We start from the raw sequence: 16260 nt of genomic DNA on the forward strand, positions 1-16260 counted from the left end.
AGGTTCAACACGTCTCTTTTCATTACACGACTTCTGACGTTACTTGACTGGCTTTTCAAAAGATAGAACACGTGGCGCAAAATGCACATTTTCAGATTCCTAACTGGCTAAGATAACCACATCGCTTGAGTGAAGCTAAGGCAAAAAATTTGAGCCATAGATCGTATTTCACATCAAGTTTCCGTTATCGCTTAGAGATTGGCAGCAAGAACGTGAGTTTTGACTAATATTCAATTAGTTGAATTAAACTGTTCACGACAAAAGCCATCTCTAAACGCTAGATGCACCCATCAAAATAAACGGACTTACACTCACTATTGAGAGGTTACTATGATCAAGAAAATGTCATTGGCAGCAATCACTATCGCCGTATCAATGGGCTCCGCTTACGCCAGCGTAGAAAGCAAAACGTGGCCAGCCTCAGACAAAGCAAAAGCCTTTGTTCAAGACACCATTGTGATTGGCATGCTAGCAAGCCCTTATGGTGCTGGTTGGACAGATGATCAACAACTTCTCGATTACTTCCAATTAGCACGCGATAACGGCATTACTGGTCATGAATACACGATTACTGCGGCTGACCATAACTTTGATGACTTCATTTTCCACCACCACAAACACCGTGCAGCCATGGCGAAAGAACCAGACAATTTTATTGTTGCCCATTCCAACCAAGACATTGAGAAAGCGCACGTAGAGGGCAAAACCGCCGTTCTTTGGAATAGCCAAACTGCCACCATTTTGGAAGAAGACGTGACTCGTATGGCGCTGCTTAAAGACATGGGTTTGAAAAGCATGATCTTGGCGTACAACGATATTTTCCGTACCGGTTCAGGTCAATTAGCGGCCTACAATGGTCGCGATATTGGCTTAACGCCTTGGGGCCAATCGGTGATCGATGAGATGGTGAAATACCGTGTAATTCTGGACTTGAGCCATACCGGTTCCAAGACCGCCAATGATGCGATGGATTACATGGAAAAGAATCATGCTGGAACGCCATTTATCTACTCTCACTCAGTCCCTGCGGGTTTGTATAAGAGTGAACCCGATGCGACACCAAAAGGCTGTTATCGTGCAATCCCTGATGATGAGGCAATTCGTGCAGCGAAGTCAGGCGGTTACGTATCACCAACCTTTACCGAGTGGATGATGGATGGTGTATGGCCTGAGGACATTTCGCCAAAGCAGGCAGCGGATATGATTGATTACTATGTGAAATTGGTTGGTGTTGACCATGTTGGTATCGCTACCGATGACATGTTCTCCACAAAGGGCGTGGTCGATTTTGCGATGAAAAACGCCAAGATGTATGACGATGGCGGCTACATGATTGACGCCTTCAACAAGGGTGCAACAGGCAACGGCGAACTATCCAAGATCTTAGCCGCAATTACTGATGACTTATGGGCACGAGGCTATAGCAACGAAGACCTAGCGAAGATTTACGGCGGTAACAAGATGCGAGTATACGCCCAAGTTTCTGAAGGCGTTGACCCAAAAGCCTTCCAAGAGCAGTATTCAAAACGCTTGGAAATGCTAACAAAAATGCGCCACGAGCATATGGGTAAATAAACTCATTCCAAAACGCAAAAAGGCACCAACCGGTGCCTTTTGTTTTAGTTAGTCAGTGTACTTATAGCTCGTGCTCGGTACGTGCGATGATGTCGTCTTGAGCATCTGGTGATAGCGCGGTGAAGAAGGCTGAGTAGCCTGCAACTCGCACAACAAGATCACGATATTGCTCCGGGTTCTTCTTCGCAGCCAGCAAGGTCTCACGAGAAACGATGTTGTACTGCACGTGCCAACCTTTGTGGTGGTTGAAGAAGGTGCGAATCAACATAGATAGCTTGAGCTTATCCCCTTCAGACTCAACTGCCGCAGGGCTTAATTTCTGGTTAAGCAGCACGCCACCAAGGATCTTATTCGCTTGGATCTTACCGACCGAGTTGTACACTGCCGTTGGACCTAAACGGTCTGAGCCAGATGACGGGCTTGCGCCTTCTGCCAATGGCGTTTTCGCTTTACGACCATCTGGCGTTGCCATAGTTGAAGCGCCAAATGGGACGTTTGCCGAGATACTTGATGTACCTGCGTAGTAACCTCCGCCAATTGGACCACGCCCATGACGCGTATTAACGAACTGCTCTAGCTCATCAATGTACACTTGGTACGCGTCTGCCAGTAGTTGGTCTACTGCGTCATCATCGTTACCGTATTTTGGTGCAAAGTTGATAAGACGTTGGCGAAGCTGCTCGTTCTCCATGCCGTCGAAATCTTCTGCCAATGCTTTTGCCAACTCTGGTTGGGTGATTTGCGCATCATCGAAAACAAGGTGCTTGATAGCTGCTAGGCTATTACCTAAGTTTGCGATACCGACTTGTAAGCCAGATACCCAATCGTATTTCGCACCACCCTCTTTCACGGTTTTACCGCGAGCCAAACAGTCATCCACCAGCGTTGAACAGAAGATGTCTTGTGCCTGCTGTTCAAGCACGCTGTCCACTACCGTATCAATCTCAATCGATTTACGGGTGTAGTAGCGGATTTGCTCTGCCCAAGAAGCCGTCACTTGCTCAAAGTTCTCAAAGTTACCTTTTGCTAATGACTTATCGTGCGGCAAGAAGGCTTTACCCGTTGTTGCATCCACACCTTCGTTCAATGAAGCGAGCAGGATACGAGCGAAGTTAATGAAGCTCATACCCGTACAACGGTAACCCCATTTGCCCGGAACCGCCGTCTCGATACAGCCGATAGATGCGTAGTTGTAAGCGTCTTCTTTCTCTACGCCAAGCTTGATGAATTCAGGAATAACAATCTCATCGTTGTTGAACGCTGGCATACCGAAGCCGCATTTAATCACTTCGATACAACCCATTAAGAACTCTTGGTTCAAACCTTCGTGGTAACGCACACTCAAGTTAGGTTGCGTCGAACGCAACTGACCACAAGATTCCAGAATCGCCCAAGAAAGAGGATTCACTGCGTCTTCAGGCTCACCCTTTTCATTCAACTTCTGACCGCCGATACACACGTTTTGATACAGCGGAGAACCTGCCGATGCTTTCGAGTGAGCACCAGAGCGAATCTTGTTTACTTCAAGCAGCTTCAACCAACAGCTTTGTAAAAGCTCTAATGCAAAGTCTTTCTCAATCGTGCCATTTTCGATATCACGAACATAAAATTCGTTGAGGAATTGGTCCATACGACCGAAAGAAACCGAGTGACCATTCGATTCGATTTGTAGCATCAACTGAACGAAATAGCTCAACTGCAGTGCTTGCCAGAAGTTTTCTGGTGCGTGGCTCGCGACATGACGACAGTTTGCCGCAATGCTTTCTAATTCAGCTTTGCGCAGCGGGCGCGTCTCTTCTAGCGCCATTTTTGCTGCTAATTCAGCGTAGCTCACCATGTGGTCTTGAATGGCAAGCAGTACAATTTCGACCGATTTGTAGAACTGCTCTTTCTTCAAGCCTTCAAAGGTCGAAACATCATTGTTAGCACGGTGCTGACGAACATCCTCTAGCAAACCGTTCATGCCTAGCTTCAAGATTTTCTCGTTGTCCACCGCTAGGTGCGCGTCACCCGAAGTCATGTTGCCTTCAGCTTTAATGATGGTGCTGGCTAAGATCTCTTGCTGTTCATCAGTAAACAAACCATAACAACGGTCTTGAACGGTTTTACCGCGCCAGTACGGTGTGATGCTGTGGATGCTTTGCTTATCTTCTTCAGTAACCGCAAAGCCTGCACCAGGACGGTCGGCTAGCTCATCAATTTCCGCTTCAATCCAACGTACAGTGTATTCTGGGAAAATAGGCGCAGCGCGTACTTTGCTCGCTTGGTTACCGACGATTAACTCATCATGCTTAATCCAAATCGTACGAGTGCGTAAGTGCTCTTGCAGTGCTAGCGCACGTTGGACAATTACAGGTTTGTCTTCGTTCGCTTGATAAGCACGAGTGTATGCCTCTGCACGCTCGGTACAGACAGGTGGCGTTACGATATTTACCAGTGCCGATTTGTGCGCTTTGATACGCTCAGGAAGGTAATTCAGGTCCATAGTTAACCTCTTACAATCACGTTAAGTTGGGTGTTTTCGCTTGCGTATTGCATGGCGCTTTCTAGCAGTTCTGGTTTGTTTAATGGCTTGTCAGAACACTCGTAAGGCATATCGAGCAAACGGTATTTATTGATGCCGAGCGTGTGGTACGGCAGCAAGTGAAGTTCTTGGCAGCTTTCTAGTGAAGCCGCAAAATCGATGATGTCTTTCAACTCTTCGATGGTGTCATTGAACCCCGGCACAACGGGAACGCGAATCACAATGCGTTTCGCGATAGGTGCCAGTTTTCGGAAATTGTCTTTGATGCGTTTTAGTGAACCTTTCGCCCAGCTAAGAAACTTCTCTTCATCGGTGTGTTTTAAATCCGCCAACCAGCAATCAATATACGGCGCGGCTTTTTCAACGTTCTTCCACGGAACATGCATGCACGATTCAATAGCGGTAGAGACTTGGTTGTCATGCAGACGTTGTGCGAGTTCTGCCACCAAATCGGCTTGCATGAGTGGCTCACCACCGGAGAATGTCACGCCACCTTGGCTTTGGTCATAGAAAGGTTTGTCTTTCATTAAGGTGTCGAACAACATGTCTGATTTCGCCTCTTCACCGCAGACAGTCAGTGCTTGCGTAGGACAGACGTCTCGCAGCGCGATCAGTTGGTCTTCTTTGATGGCTTTGCGATTGATGATGATCTGGTTGTCGATGCGTTGAATACCATCACCCATCATTTCACTACCCGCTGTAGATTGAGTTGTGGCTTGATAAGCAGAAACGCACAGCTGGCAACCTTCCATACAACTTCGCTGATCAAATAAGAGTGAATGCTTTTCGCTGCGGCTTTCTGGGTTTTGACACCAAGGGCAAGACAAGCTGCATCCTTTAAGAAAAAGAATGGAACGAATGCCATCGCCATCATGGGTAGAGAATCGTTGAATATTGAAATACATCTCTGCTTGCCTCTTGGTCTGTGCTACCGCTGTGTACTTAATCCGTTTCTTGCTGGTTAAGTCTTATCAGCGACTTTTCTTTGTTCGAACTGAAAGCTTCATTTGAGCGTTTACAAGTTTCACTTAACTTTCATTTAATGAAATTATTATAGTTTCAAATGAAATTTCAATTGATCAAAATCAAGATCTCGTTCGATTGTCAGATCTATAGTGATCCCATCATCAAAACGAAGATTTTGTTTAAGGTAGAAACCATGATTGAACTTTATTTAGATACTGCTGATGTGGCAGAAGTAAAACGCTTTAACCAGTGCCTACCGCTAAAAGGCGTGACCACAAACCCAAGCATTTTGGCGAAGTCAAAACAGGGACTGAATGAAACCCTAGCAGGCATGCAAGAAGCACTTGGTGGTACACCTCGCTTTCATGCTCAAGTTGTGAGTTCAACCGTCGAAGGTATGCTGGCAGAAGCGCGCCAACTGAATGAATTGCCTTACGATATGGTGGTAAAAGTGCCAGCAACAGAAACCGGCTTAGCAGCAATTAAGCTAATGAAAAAAGAGGGAATTCAGGTTCTTGCCACCGCTATCTATTCAGCTCAACAAGGTTTCCTTGCAGCACTGTGCGGTGCAGACTATCTAGCACCTTACGTAAACCGCATTGATGCGATGAACGGCAACGGTGTTGAAGTGGTCGCAGATCTTCAATTGTTGCTCGATCAAAACCAACTACCAGCGAAGATTTTGGCAGCCAGTTTCAAGAATACTCAACAAGCGATGGAGGTGATGAAACTGGGCATCGAAGCCATTACATTGCCAACTGATGTGGCGGCACAAATGTTCGCACATCCAGCAGTAAAACCGGCGGTTGAGCAGTTCGATAAAGACTGGAAAGAGACGTTCGGCGAGAAACTTTCATTTGAAAGCTGATTAAAAGTAGCAGCTAAACTTCTTAGTTAACAATAAAGGGAACCTTAACTCACCCTGTGCGCCGGTGAGTTTAAGATTCCCTTTTGTATTTCAGATAAAGAGGTGAGGTTTACAGCAGTTCTCTATTGGTCAGTGACCAAAGGTACACGCGCTTGAGTAAACTAATTTTGAACCTCTTACGAATACCTCGTTTGGAATAGCGGAGTCGGTCTGGTAGCGCAATGGCTTTCATCTCGGTCTTCATTTCTTTTCTATCCACCAACACAGTAGACCTCCGATGCAGTAAGCCAGCAGATCTTTCCAATCAAATGTGGCGCCCAAAATCACTGCCAGAGGCGATGAAGATTCGATACCAAGCCAAGCTGCGACCTGAAGCAATTGCCCCAACTCGACGGCAAACGCAATCAACACCACCAGTGAAACCAGCCAGTTAACGGGCATGGAGAACAAGCTTGCAAGAAAGTAGTAGAGCCAAACCACAACCAGAACATCACCAAATGTCGGACGAATAAAGCTGTCTCGAACATAGAGCGCAATAACGACCAATGTGATAAAACACACCAAGCTTTTGAGTCCATTTTTTGCAGAAAATCGCAGGTGGATAGCGGACGTCTCTTCCACCATATCGCTTGGCTTAGCAGTGAGAATTGCTCGCTTAAATATCTTCATGATTCGCCTTTGCACTTTCTTCTGCTTTCTTATTTCGTGCGTACCAGTCGATGTTGCGTGTAATGACCATAGTGAAGCTCAAAATCGCGAAGCACAGTAATGTCCCCATCACCAATGCGTAGCTTTCTGCTTGTAGCAAGCCAAACAGTAATCCGTAGAGAGTAAGTAAACACGCTCCGAATATCGCCCCGTGCTTGGTGTTGCTCAACATACCGCTCACGTACACACTTAAAAGCCCGGTCGATGCAACTGCCGACACCACATATGCCCAGTTGAAGCCGAGGTGTTCACTCATCGAAATCAGCAACAGATAGAAAAGCGCTAAAGCCAGACCAATAAAACCGTATTGTACTGGGTGAACCGGACGCGCTTGGAACAGCTCCAGTAAGAAGAAACTCGCAAATACTAATGTGATAACCAAAAGTGAATAGTTCACAGCTCGGTGAGATTTCAAATAGTGGTCCACGGGATCAATCAAATCTACGCCCATTTGTCGCTGTTCAAGCTCGTGACAAGCGTGATTCGATGACAAACAGCTTTGGAACAGCTGCGCAATATTGGTAGAGAAGTTGTTGCTCGCCCACTGTGCGTTAAATCCATCTTCAGATACTTCTGATGACACTGGTAAGTAATCACCGATAAAGCTTGGATGCGCCCAAGTTGAAGAGAGTTCAACCGTTGTTTGACTGCCAATTGGTGTGACTTGAAGCTGTCCCATCCCTTGTAGCAAGAAGTTAAGATCGAATGCCAAAGGTTGTGCTGGGTTTAGGTCTGCAAGTGTCAGATCACTGTGGAAGCCTTGTGGTAACTGATTTAACCCCGTTCCCGGTGCGACTTCGATATCAGAGCTCGCCATGGTCATGTCATCCAAACGAATCAATCCACGGCTGTCTTCAATGCCAACGACTAGGCTCATGTTTTCAATATCAAGCCCCAGCAACGCCGCGAGATCGTCTGCATCAAAAGTGCCTTTCAGTGCCACTTGTACTTTGTATAAACGCGCACGGTAAATGCCTCGGTACTTTTCAAAACTGTCCAGATTCGCGCTCATATCAAAAGTGCTAGGTAGGAGGAATTTACGACGCTCTTTAATCTGTACTTTGTCATCTCGGTAACTGGTTTCGGTGTAGTTAACCATGATGAATGGACCAATGATGCGCTGTTCGCCACTGCTGCTGCGTGCGATGTCATTTCTGACTTCATCTTGGCGATATGAGCGTTCTGAGATCAGCCCTGTGACCATTGAAAGCGGGATTTGCAGTAAAACAAACAAAAACAGCACGAAGGCGAACTTCGTGCCGAGTTGGTTATTGAGGATCTTTTTCATGTTTCATTCTCCATTTGCTGATGGGAGTAATCTAAATCAGCAATTTGGAGAACGAATGGAGCTAATGTGGAGTTTCTATGGAGTTGGTAAAATCAGGGTCACTTTCACGCCAGAATCGACGTTTTCTACTTGCAACTTACCTTTGTGTAGCTTGGTCACTTGCTCAACAAAATTCAGCCCGAGCCCAGTGCTCTTAACACCATTTTCCCTGGCGAGGGAGTAGAAGCGCTCGGTTAAACGAGGCATTGCATAGTCGGGAATGTGAGGGCCTGAATTGAAAATTGACAGGCACACCTCTTCTTTCGCGACCTCAGTTTTCCATTCAATGCATCCCTCTGAATGAACAAAATCCAGCGCATTGTCCATCAGGTTAAAAACGGCTTGTTTCAGTAAGAAGGCATCACCAAGCACGGAGGGATGGTCATCAATTTGAATGTTGGCAGTGACCGACTTAGCACTCAAACGCACATCCGCCGATTCAAGCACTTCATTGACCATTTGTTTTAGCGAGATAGCTTCGACTTGCTCTAGCTCAGGGCGCTTTTCAAGACGAGCAAGTTCTAGCAACTTATCAATCAATGACTGCATGCGGTCGCTTTCTCGCTCAATGTTGCCAGCAAAGCGCGTGACCTTTTCTTCAGGCAACGGCATTTGCAATATTTCACTCGCGCCTTTAATCGCTGATAACGGGCTTTTCAGCTCATGAGTCAGCGTCTGTACGTACTCTTCCACATATTGTTTGCCGTCGAGTTGGTTGCGCATTTTCTCCAATGCGTCGCTTAGCGTACCGTACTCATAGAAGATACGAAATGTCGGCTTAGAGACCTTTTCGCCCTCACCCATTTTGGTTGCGTAGTCTTCTAGCTTGTTCAGTGCCGAGTGAATTCGCCAAGCAAACAATGCCCCTGCCAATAGCACTAAACCACTCATCCACACCATCCAAAACAGCACATTGCGTTTAGAAAGATCGATGAAGGGTTGTACTGAGCGATTGGATTTTGCCACCGTCACGCTGCCAATGATTTCACCTTTGTGGTAAATGGGCGCAGCAACATGCATAACGGTTGAGAGTGGATCTTTCGGGTCTTCGATGGTACTGCGCGCGCCGTATTGACCACGCAACGTGAGATACACATCGTTCCATTGCGAGTAGTCTTTGCCTACGTCTTGCTGCCAAGAATCCGCAATCACAATGCCTTGTTTGTCGGTGATGTAAATTCGATGGTTAATCGCTTTTTTGCCAATTTCCCAAATGCGCGCTTGAGGCTCTCGCTGCCCATAAGCCGCTAGTAGTTTGGAGAAGCGACTCTCAGACAACTTTCCGTTCGCAACATCTTCTTCTGCCAATACCGCAAGCAAGTTCGCCATATCCACCAGCGTTTCTTCGGTGGTTTGACGCACGGTTGGCTTAAGTTCTTGGACAACCGTTTTGCTCACCATGTAAGCCGTCATCCCGACTAAGATGAAGTAGAGAAAAAACAGTCTGAGTCCAAGAGGGATCTTCGGCCAGCGATTCATCATTCACCTTTAATGCAGTAGAAGTAACCAAAGCCACGCTTGGTACAGATGCGTTCAGACATCTCAAACGGCTTTAACTTATGGCGAATGGCTTTGATGTGGGTATCGATATTGCGCTCATATGCAGCCTCTGGCGCCATGCCTGCAGCGACCATGAGCTGCTCTCGACTCAATACATTGGAAGAGACGGAAATCAGTTTATCGAGGATCTTAAATTCGACCGCGGTCAGCCCAAGCATTTGCCCACCCACACCATAGTCGAAGTTTTGCGCAACCAAATCATGGCTCAATTGAGGTTGTTCTGGAACAGCCACAGGCTCTGGTTTGTGCTCTATCATTGGCGCTTTAGCTTTGATTCGAAGTTTAATGCGAGCCAACATTTCGCGCGGGCTAAATGGCTTAGTCACGTAATCATCTGCGCCAATCTCCAAGCCCACTACACGGTCAATTTCATCGCTTCTTGCGGTGAGAAAGATAATGGGAATATCAGAAAACTCACGGATGGTTTTGCACAATTCAAACCCATTACCATCCGGTAAGCCTACGTCTAACACAAGTAACGCTGCAGAGTTATGCTGCAAAAAGGCCAAGCCCTCTCCTGCCGTTGCAAACCACTCTGCGTGGTAGCCATCCATCTCTAATACATGAATCAGGTTCTCTGCAATGGCAGATTCATCCTCAATAATGACGACGGTTGATTGGTCGCTCAATGTTCTAACCTCACTGACGATACTTGTTTAGATGCACATCTTGTTCACTTACTTTGGCGCAAAGGCTATCGGATTGATACCACAAAGGCAAAATCCGTGAATAATATTAATCAAACACCCTCTCATTCAGCGTGGTGAACTTATCACTCACACTGATGAGTCACTACAATTGTGAATACAATGATTTCAACCATTGATATGAACAGTGTTCATTTTACACTCGAGTTATCAATTCGATTTTGTTTAAAGGACAGTAACTGATGAAAAGAGCGCTAATCCCCCTAGCTTTACTCACTTTGCTCTCTGGTTGCGCCAGCATGTCTCCGGATGAGTGCAAGACGGCGAACTGGTACAAGGTAGGTTATCAAGATGGCCGAGACGGCAACGATCCAAACGTTATTAATAGCTATACCGAAGACTGTGGTGAAGCGGGCGTGACACCAGACCGAGCGAAATGGAAAGAAGGTTTTGATAAAGGCACTATCCAGTATTGCTCACCAGACAATGGTTACACTGTCGGTATCGAAGGCAAAGAATATTACGGTGTGTGCAGCAGCAAAGAGTTCATTGAGAACTACCAGTTAGGCCATCAAGAATATCAACGCCAGCAACGCATCCAAGAGATCGATACTGAAATCTCGGTCATCGATAATCAACTTGATGGCAATCCAGACAAAGACAATGCCAAACGTCTGAAAGAGAAGAGAAAGCGATTGGCTGACGAGCGCTCAGACCTCTTGTCGCCAACCATCAACTTGAATCTAAATTTCTAAATCGATTGGATTTAGCTTCTAAAAAATTAATGGCCCTAGCTCAGTTCTAGGGTCATGAATTGGCTGTTTGGATCGAGTTCATAGTCACCAAACGGCTCGCAGTACACAAAGCCATGCTTTTCATACAACAGGCGCGCAGGTTTAAAAAATTCCATCGAGCCCGTTTCTAAACTCAAGCGCTGCAAGCCTTTTTGCTTCGCTTGCTCAATCACATGAATCAATAATTGAGACGCCACACCTTGGTTTCTTGCCGCTGGCGTGGTGCGCATGGATTTCAGCTCCGCGTGTTGGCCATCCAATTCTTTAATCGCAGCACAACCAAGCAGTTGTTCACCCTTCCATCCAGTCCAAAATGTCACTTCTGGTGCTTTGAGGTTATCTAAATCTAACGCATGCACGCTCTCTGGTGGCGACGTGGCGTACATGTCTTGCAAATGTTCTTCTAGCAATGCGATGACTGCTGTTCTTTCTAAATTGTCGACTTCAATGTTCACATATCGTCCTTGAGCGTTTGTGCTTATTCATTCAATAGCATTGAATTTATTGCATAACTTTAGCCGATACAATCTTTTACTCCGCCTTTTTACAACCGCTGGCGCATGATGTGTTGAGGCCCAACTGGTCCACCATGATACTGTTCATTGGTATCTTCAAAACCTGCTTTCAAATAGCACTGATAAGCCGGTACATTGCGGCAATTGACCGTCAAATAGAGAAAATCAAAGCTCGGAAAATGCAATTTAGCGTAATCAGCAAACTGGCTGATGGCTCGCTTGGCAATGCCTTTACCTTGATGACGATGATCCAACAACAACCAACGCACGCCTAAACTCTTTTCCGGACAGAAATCGTAGTTCTCGCTGTATCCCGCATCGAAGACAAAAAAGCCGACCACTTGATCATCCAATAAGATCAAATGCGCTAGCTCTGTCGGTTTAAGACTTCCCAATAACTCTGGAATATTTGCGACTGTGTATTGGACTTGATCCTCTAAGACTTGCAGCTCAAGGGTTTGCTCATGACGGCATGGCGTGTACTTTTCAATGGTAATCATAGTCATCCTTGCTGTTTTTATACCCATTTCATACAGGGTATGTCGTAAATGGAAAAACCTGCTGTCGTATTTCCCACTCGCAGGCAAACGTTTAGCACACTATTATCCTCATCAACTGTTAGTGAGGTTGTCATGTTTCGTTTTCTGCTTTGTAGTTTCTCTCTTGTTTTACTCTATCCTACCGCCATTGATCTTTATCTTGTAGGTTTGCCTCAAATTGCCGCGGATTTAAACGCCAGTGAATCACAATTACACATCGCGTTTTCTATTTACCTTGCAGGTATGGCAACCACCATGCTGTTTGCAGGTAAGATCGCCGACTCCGTTGGCCGCAAACCGGTGGCGATGGTAGGTGCAGCTATTTTTATTGCAGCATCATTGCTCGGCGGAATGGCAGAACAATCCAATACGTTTTTAATCGCACGTTCTGCCCAAGGTATTGGGGCTGGCTCTTGCTATGTGGTTGCTTTTGCTATTTTGCGCGACACATTGGATGACAAACGCCGCGCTAAGGTGCTGTCGATGCTTAACGGCATTACCTGCATTATTCCTGTTATCGCCCCCGTTGTTGGCCATCTCATTATGCTCAAATTCCCTTGGCCAAGCCTGTTCACCACAATGGCTGGCATGGGTGTGGTGGTTTGTTTGCTTTCGATGGTAGTGCTGAAAGAATCCAAGCCTAGTGCATTGCCACAACAAAACACCGCTTCAGCTTCTACCCAAGAAACGTTCACGGAGCGCTTTTTCATCAGCCGACTCATCATTACGGCCATCGGCGTGACCACCATTCTTACCTACGTGAATGTCTCTCCAATGCTGGTGATGGGCGAACTTGGTTTTGATCGTGGCGGCTATTCTTCTGTCATGGCAGGCACTGCGCTCGTAAGTATGATCACTTCTTTCTCTGCGCCATTGGCTTTGTCCTACTTTAAGCAACGCACTCTGATGCTGACTTCGCAAACCTTGCTTGTCAGTGCGGCGATGGTGATTGGTTTTGCTCATCTAAACCAATGGGGAATCCCATTTTACTTATTCGGATTTGGGCTGATTTGCGCTGGCTTCTCGATTGGCTTTGGCGTGGCCATGAGTCAAGCGCTCAGCCCTTTCTCTCTGCGTGCTGGTGTAGCAAGCTCCCTACTGGGCATCGCTCAAGTGTGTTGCTCTGCCCTCTACATCTGGTTTATGGGGTTCATCGGCGTTAATGCGCTGAATATGTTGGTGTTTGTGTTAGCTATAGGTGGCGCAATCAGCTTGGCTCTAATACTATTTATTCCTAAGCCTGCTCATGAAAGCCACTATGAAGAAATCACTAACCCGTCTTGATCTCAACCTGCTGTTCACTCTGCAATTGCTGCTGCAAGAGCAGAGTGTTTCCAAAGCGTCGAAGAAGTTAAACGTCACGCCGTCAACGGTAAGTAAATCGCTTAATAAGCTTCGTGACTGGTTTGATGATCCTCTGTTTGTGAAAACACCGAAAGGATTAGCGCCCACTCCATTAGCGCAAAGCATGGAGCAAGATCTGGCAGAATGGCTACAAATTGGTAGCCAAATTGCAGAGAAGCGCAGCGATATAGCCCCCAAAGGCGTGCGCTTTGATCTGACCATTGAGTCACCTTTAGTGCTGACAATTCTTGATGATCTTCTTGTTGCCATCCACCAGCGCTACCCAGATGCGAAAGTCAAAACCAGTAACTGGGATTACGATTCACTCGACGCGATTGTACGTGGAGAGGCAGACATCGGCTTTACCGGCAGAGAGAGCCATCCTCGCTCGAAAGAGTCACTCGACCTGCTTCCCTACTTCCTCGATTTTGAAGTGCTGTTTTCAGATTTACCTATGGTGTACCTACACAAAGATCACCCCGCTTTGGATCAGGAATGGAATCTTGAGACCTTTTTGAGTTACCAACACATCAATATTGTTTGGGAAAAGAGTGAGACGTGGGCACTGGACGAAGTGTTGAGTGAACTTGGTTTACAGCGCTCCATTGGCTTAACCATGTCGAGCTTCGAACAGTCTCTATTTATGGCCGCGCAACCACACCACAATATGCTGACCACAGCGCCGCAATACTGTGAAAGTTACACCAAGAAGCTGCATCCAGATTTGGTGTGCTTACCCATTCCTTTAGAGCAACCACAACAAGAAAAACTGCTGATCCCGTTCACCATGATTTGGCACAAACGTAATGCGTACAATCCCAAACTGGTGTGGTTGAGAAACTCCATCAAGTCGCTTTATGGGGAGAAGAGCAGCAGCAATACGTGATTGCTTCTTCCACACATTACTGATAAATTTCGCGCGTTTTTAACCCTATTTTCAAGGAGGTATTTCCAATGATTCGTTTTCAACACACTCATTTTAATCAACGTCCTTACGTTGTTTTAGGATAACTAAAACCCCTAAATTCAAGTAAGGACGACAAGCTAACTTATTGTCGGAATTACAACTATGTTTAAAAAACTGAATGAAGCAACCGCCAAACCAGCCGTTTGGTCAGCATACACTGCAGACGTACTGTGGACAGATAACCACATTGCGAAACAGATGCTCAGCTTCCACCTTAACCAAGAAATCGAAGCCGCGTCGCGCTCATTCAACTTCATTGATGAATCTGTTGACTGGCTGGTGTCTGAATTTGGTCTCAACCAAGATTCAAAAACCATCGATTTTGGTTGCGGCCCTGGCCTTTACACCCAACGCTTAAAAACGCGTGGTGTAGGCACGGTGCTCGGATTGGATTTCTCGCAAAACTCACTGGAATATGCGACTCAACAAGCAGCGTCTTCTAATCTCGCTATTGAGTATCACTTAGGCAATTACCTAGAGTTCAGTGACACACGACAGTTTGATTTGATCACGCTTGTTATGTGTGACCTTTGCGCGCTCAATCCAACTCAACGTGCGACGTTGTTTGCTAAGTTCAAAACACTGTTGGCTGAGAATGGTGCGATTGCATTAGACGTGTACACGCAAACACGTTTTAACAAGCAAGCTGAAGCGCTGACACTCAACCAAAATGCCATGAACGGTTTTTGGAGTGCAGAAGATTACTGGTGTATTCAGTCTTCATTCAAATACGACACTGACCTTGTCACGCTAGACAAGTACGTGATAACTGAAGCGCAACGAGAGTGGACAGTCTATAACTGGCTGCAACACTTCACTTTAGACATGCTTAAAGCAGAACTTGCGCCGCATGGTTTAGAAGTTCAAGCAACCTACAGCGACTTGCGCGGAAAGCCGTTCGTAGATGGTGACGAAATGGCGGTGGTGATTCGTCATAAATAATGACCAACCCAAGCTAGAGCGACACTGCTATCAATAGCAAAAGGGGCGATACTCTCGCCCCTTTTTCGTGTTTCGCTATTTGCTTTGGTGCTTATTCCGCGCTCACAACCTTTTTCTCTGCAAGTGCCATGGCGATATTCGCTTTGCTGTACGCGCTCTCATTGATGAAGTGCGGATAGATATCCTGTTTGCCTTCCCAGAAAATGTCGTAACCAAAGAAAGTCGCGAGTAGTGGTTCGCCCGGTTTGACTACCTCGAAGTCTCGTCCACAGATCATAGGGTGCACTGTCGCGACACGCATACCATCGTGATCGACAGGGATCATCACTTCTTCAGTGTAAAAATACGCATCGTAGTCGTTCAGCTCACCAACTTGCCCAAGATTATGTTGCTCAAGGTAATCGAGCACCATGGTCAGCATCTTCTTCATTAGCTCTAGCGTGTCGTACTTCAGTGAGCCATGCGCTTGAGCTCCAACTTCGATCATCACGCCATGCTGCCCGGTGGTGCACAAATAAGGTTGGTCATCCCACGCTTTTCTATCTTCAAATAGAATGTTGGCTTCAGGCATACGTTGTTTCACATATGCCCCCATCTTGCGATAGAACACGTCGTTAGAAACCAAAATCAAGGTCGCACCCATGTTACTGGTGGTGTTGTGCAGATCGATGATCAATTGATTCTCTTGGTGAGCATGTACTTGCGTGAATTGCTGCGCGATTTCAGTTTCTTGCTGAGTCGCAGGTGATGATTGACTCGCCAAGGCAAATTCACGGTTGAGATCGGTTTCAACATAACGAACATTTTGCTTTACCGCTTCAGGGTTGCCAAGCACGCACTGAGTATTGAACGTCGAACGCTCAGCAACATAAAGACGATCTTTGATCAGCTTTTGAAGATAAATGCCAGAAAGCTCATTACCATGCGTACCTGCCACAAGCAGAACACGATTAAGTTTGTCCATAAAAGTGATATTCCAAATAT

Annotated in this window: 15 protein-coding genes; 6 read left to right on the top strand and 9 right to left on the bottom strand. The window is 46.3% G+C overall.

Annotation, left to right across the window (positions count from 1 at the left end):
* Positions 1 to 330: 330 nt before the first annotated feature.
* Positions 331 to 1575, top strand: a complete 1245-nt coding sequence (locus tag VCHENC03_RS10755) for a dipeptidase (RefSeq protein ID WP_009706442.1) — start codon at positions 331 to 333, stop codon at positions 1573 to 1575.
* Positions 1576 to 1636: 61 nt separating this feature from the next.
* Here the strand turns inward: VCHENC03_RS10755 and VCHENC03_RS10750 are convergent, their stop codons facing one another.
* Positions 1637 to 4060 carry a formate C-acetyltransferase/glycerol dehydratase family glycyl radical enzyme gene (locus VCHENC03_RS10750; protein ID WP_009706443.1) on the bottom strand — a complete coding sequence of 808 codons (2424 nt, stop codon included), beginning with the start codon at positions 4058 to 4060 and terminating at the stop codon, positions 1637 to 1639.
* A gap of 2 nt (positions 4061 to 4062) precedes the next feature.
* The gene (locus VCHENC03_RS10745) at positions 4063 to 5004 is read right to left on the bottom strand and encodes a glycyl-radical enzyme activating protein (RefSeq protein ID WP_009706444.1); all 942 of its coding nucleotides are present in this window, start codon (positions 5002 to 5004) and stop codon (positions 4063 to 4065) included.
* Positions 5005 to 5258: 254 nt separating this feature from the next.
* On the opposite strand from VCHENC03_RS10745, the gene VCHENC03_RS10740 reads away from it, so the two are divergent.
* Positions 5259 to 5933, top strand: a complete 675-nt coding sequence (locus tag VCHENC03_RS10740) for a fructose-6-phosphate aldolase (protein ID WP_009706445.1) — start codon at positions 5259 to 5261, stop codon at positions 5931 to 5933.
* Between the two features lie 240 nt (positions 5934 to 6173).
* Here VCHENC03_RS10740 and VCHENC03_RS10735 read toward each other — a convergent pair whose 3' ends face one another.
* The 4 genes from VCHENC03_RS10735 to VCHENC03_RS10720 form a co-directional block, all read right to left on the bottom strand.
* Positions 6174 to 6602, bottom strand: coding sequence for a ribosomal maturation YjgA family protein (locus tag VCHENC03_RS10735; protein WP_009706447.1), 429 nt, complete (start codon positions 6600 to 6602; stop codon positions 6174 to 6176).
* Complete coding sequence (gene creD, locus VCHENC03_RS10730; RefSeq protein WP_009706448.1) at positions 6589 to 7929, bottom strand: cell envelope integrity protein CreD; 1341 nt, start codon at positions 7927 to 7929, stop codon at positions 6589 to 6591. The genes VCHENC03_RS10735 and creD overlap by 14 nt, the downstream gene beginning before the upstream one ends.
* Positions 7930 to 8004: 75 nt before the next feature.
* Positions 8005 to 9447: a two-component system sensor histidine kinase CreC gene (gene creC / locus VCHENC03_RS10725; RefSeq protein WP_009706449.1), complete on the bottom strand. Its 1443-nt coding sequence runs from the start codon at positions 9445 to 9447 to the stop codon at positions 8005 to 8007.
* A complete protein-coding gene (locus VCHENC03_RS10720; RefSeq protein ID WP_009706450.1) occupies positions 9447 to 10157 on the bottom strand; it encodes a response regulator in 711 nt (236 codons plus the stop codon). The genes creC and VCHENC03_RS10720 overlap by 1 nt, the downstream gene beginning before the upstream one ends.
* 260 nt (positions 10158 to 10417) lie before the next feature.
* On the opposite strand from VCHENC03_RS10720, the gene VCHENC03_RS10715 reads away from it, so the two are divergent.
* Positions 10418 to 10930, top strand: a complete 513-nt coding sequence (locus tag VCHENC03_RS10715; protein ID WP_009706451.1) for a DUF2799 domain-containing protein — start codon at positions 10418 to 10420, stop codon at positions 10928 to 10930.
* A 35-nt stretch (positions 10931 to 10965) separates the two neighbouring features.
* On the opposite strand, the gene VCHENC03_RS10710 is transcribed toward VCHENC03_RS10715, so the two are convergent.
* Both VCHENC03_RS10710 and VCHENC03_RS10705 read right to left on the bottom strand, forming a co-directional pair.
* Positions 10966 to 11424, bottom strand: coding sequence for a GNAT family N-acetyltransferase (locus tag VCHENC03_RS10710; protein ID WP_009706452.1), 459 nt, complete (start codon positions 11422 to 11424; stop codon positions 10966 to 10968).
* Positions 11425 to 11513: 89 nt separating this feature from the next.
* Positions 11514 to 11984, bottom strand: coding sequence for a GNAT family N-acetyltransferase (locus VCHENC03_RS10705; RefSeq protein ID WP_009706453.1), 471 nt, complete (start codon positions 11982 to 11984; stop codon positions 11514 to 11516).
* A gap of 132 nt (positions 11985 to 12116) precedes the next feature.
* Here VCHENC03_RS10705 and VCHENC03_RS10700 point away from each other — a divergent pair, with 132 nt between their 5' ends.
* The 3 genes from VCHENC03_RS10700 to VCHENC03_RS10690 all read left to right on the top strand — a co-directional run bounded on the left by VCHENC03_RS10700 (position 12117) and on the right by VCHENC03_RS10690 (position 15276).
* On the top strand, positions 12117 to 13307 hold the full coding sequence (locus VCHENC03_RS10700; RefSeq protein ID WP_009706454.1) for an MFS transporter: 1191 nt from the start codon (positions 12117 to 12119) through the stop codon (positions 13305 to 13307).
* A complete protein-coding gene (gene yidZ / locus VCHENC03_RS10695; protein ID WP_009706455.1) occupies positions 13282 to 14253 on the top strand; it encodes an HTH-type transcriptional regulator YidZ in 972 nt (323 codons plus the stop codon). Before VCHENC03_RS10700 ends, yidZ begins: the two co-directional genes overlap by 26 nt.
* Before the next feature lie 183 nt (positions 14254 to 14436).
* Complete coding sequence (locus tag VCHENC03_RS10690) at positions 14437 to 15276, top strand: class I SAM-dependent methyltransferase (protein WP_009706456.1); 840 nt, start codon at positions 14437 to 14439, stop codon at positions 15274 to 15276.
* 91 nt (positions 15277 to 15367) lie between these two features.
* Here the strand turns inward: VCHENC03_RS10690 and VCHENC03_RS10685 are convergent, their stop codons facing one another.
* A complete protein-coding gene (locus VCHENC03_RS10685) occupies positions 15368 to 16240 on the bottom strand; it encodes an aspartoacylase (RefSeq protein ID WP_009706457.1) in 873 nt (290 codons plus the stop codon).
* Positions 16241 to 16260 lie beyond the last annotated feature (20 nt).

The sequence above is a fragment of the Vibrio sp. HENC-03 genome (assembly GCF_000305755.2).
Taxonomy (GTDB): Bacteria; Pseudomonadota; Gammaproteobacteria; order Enterobacterales; family Vibrionaceae; genus Vibrio; species Vibrio owensii.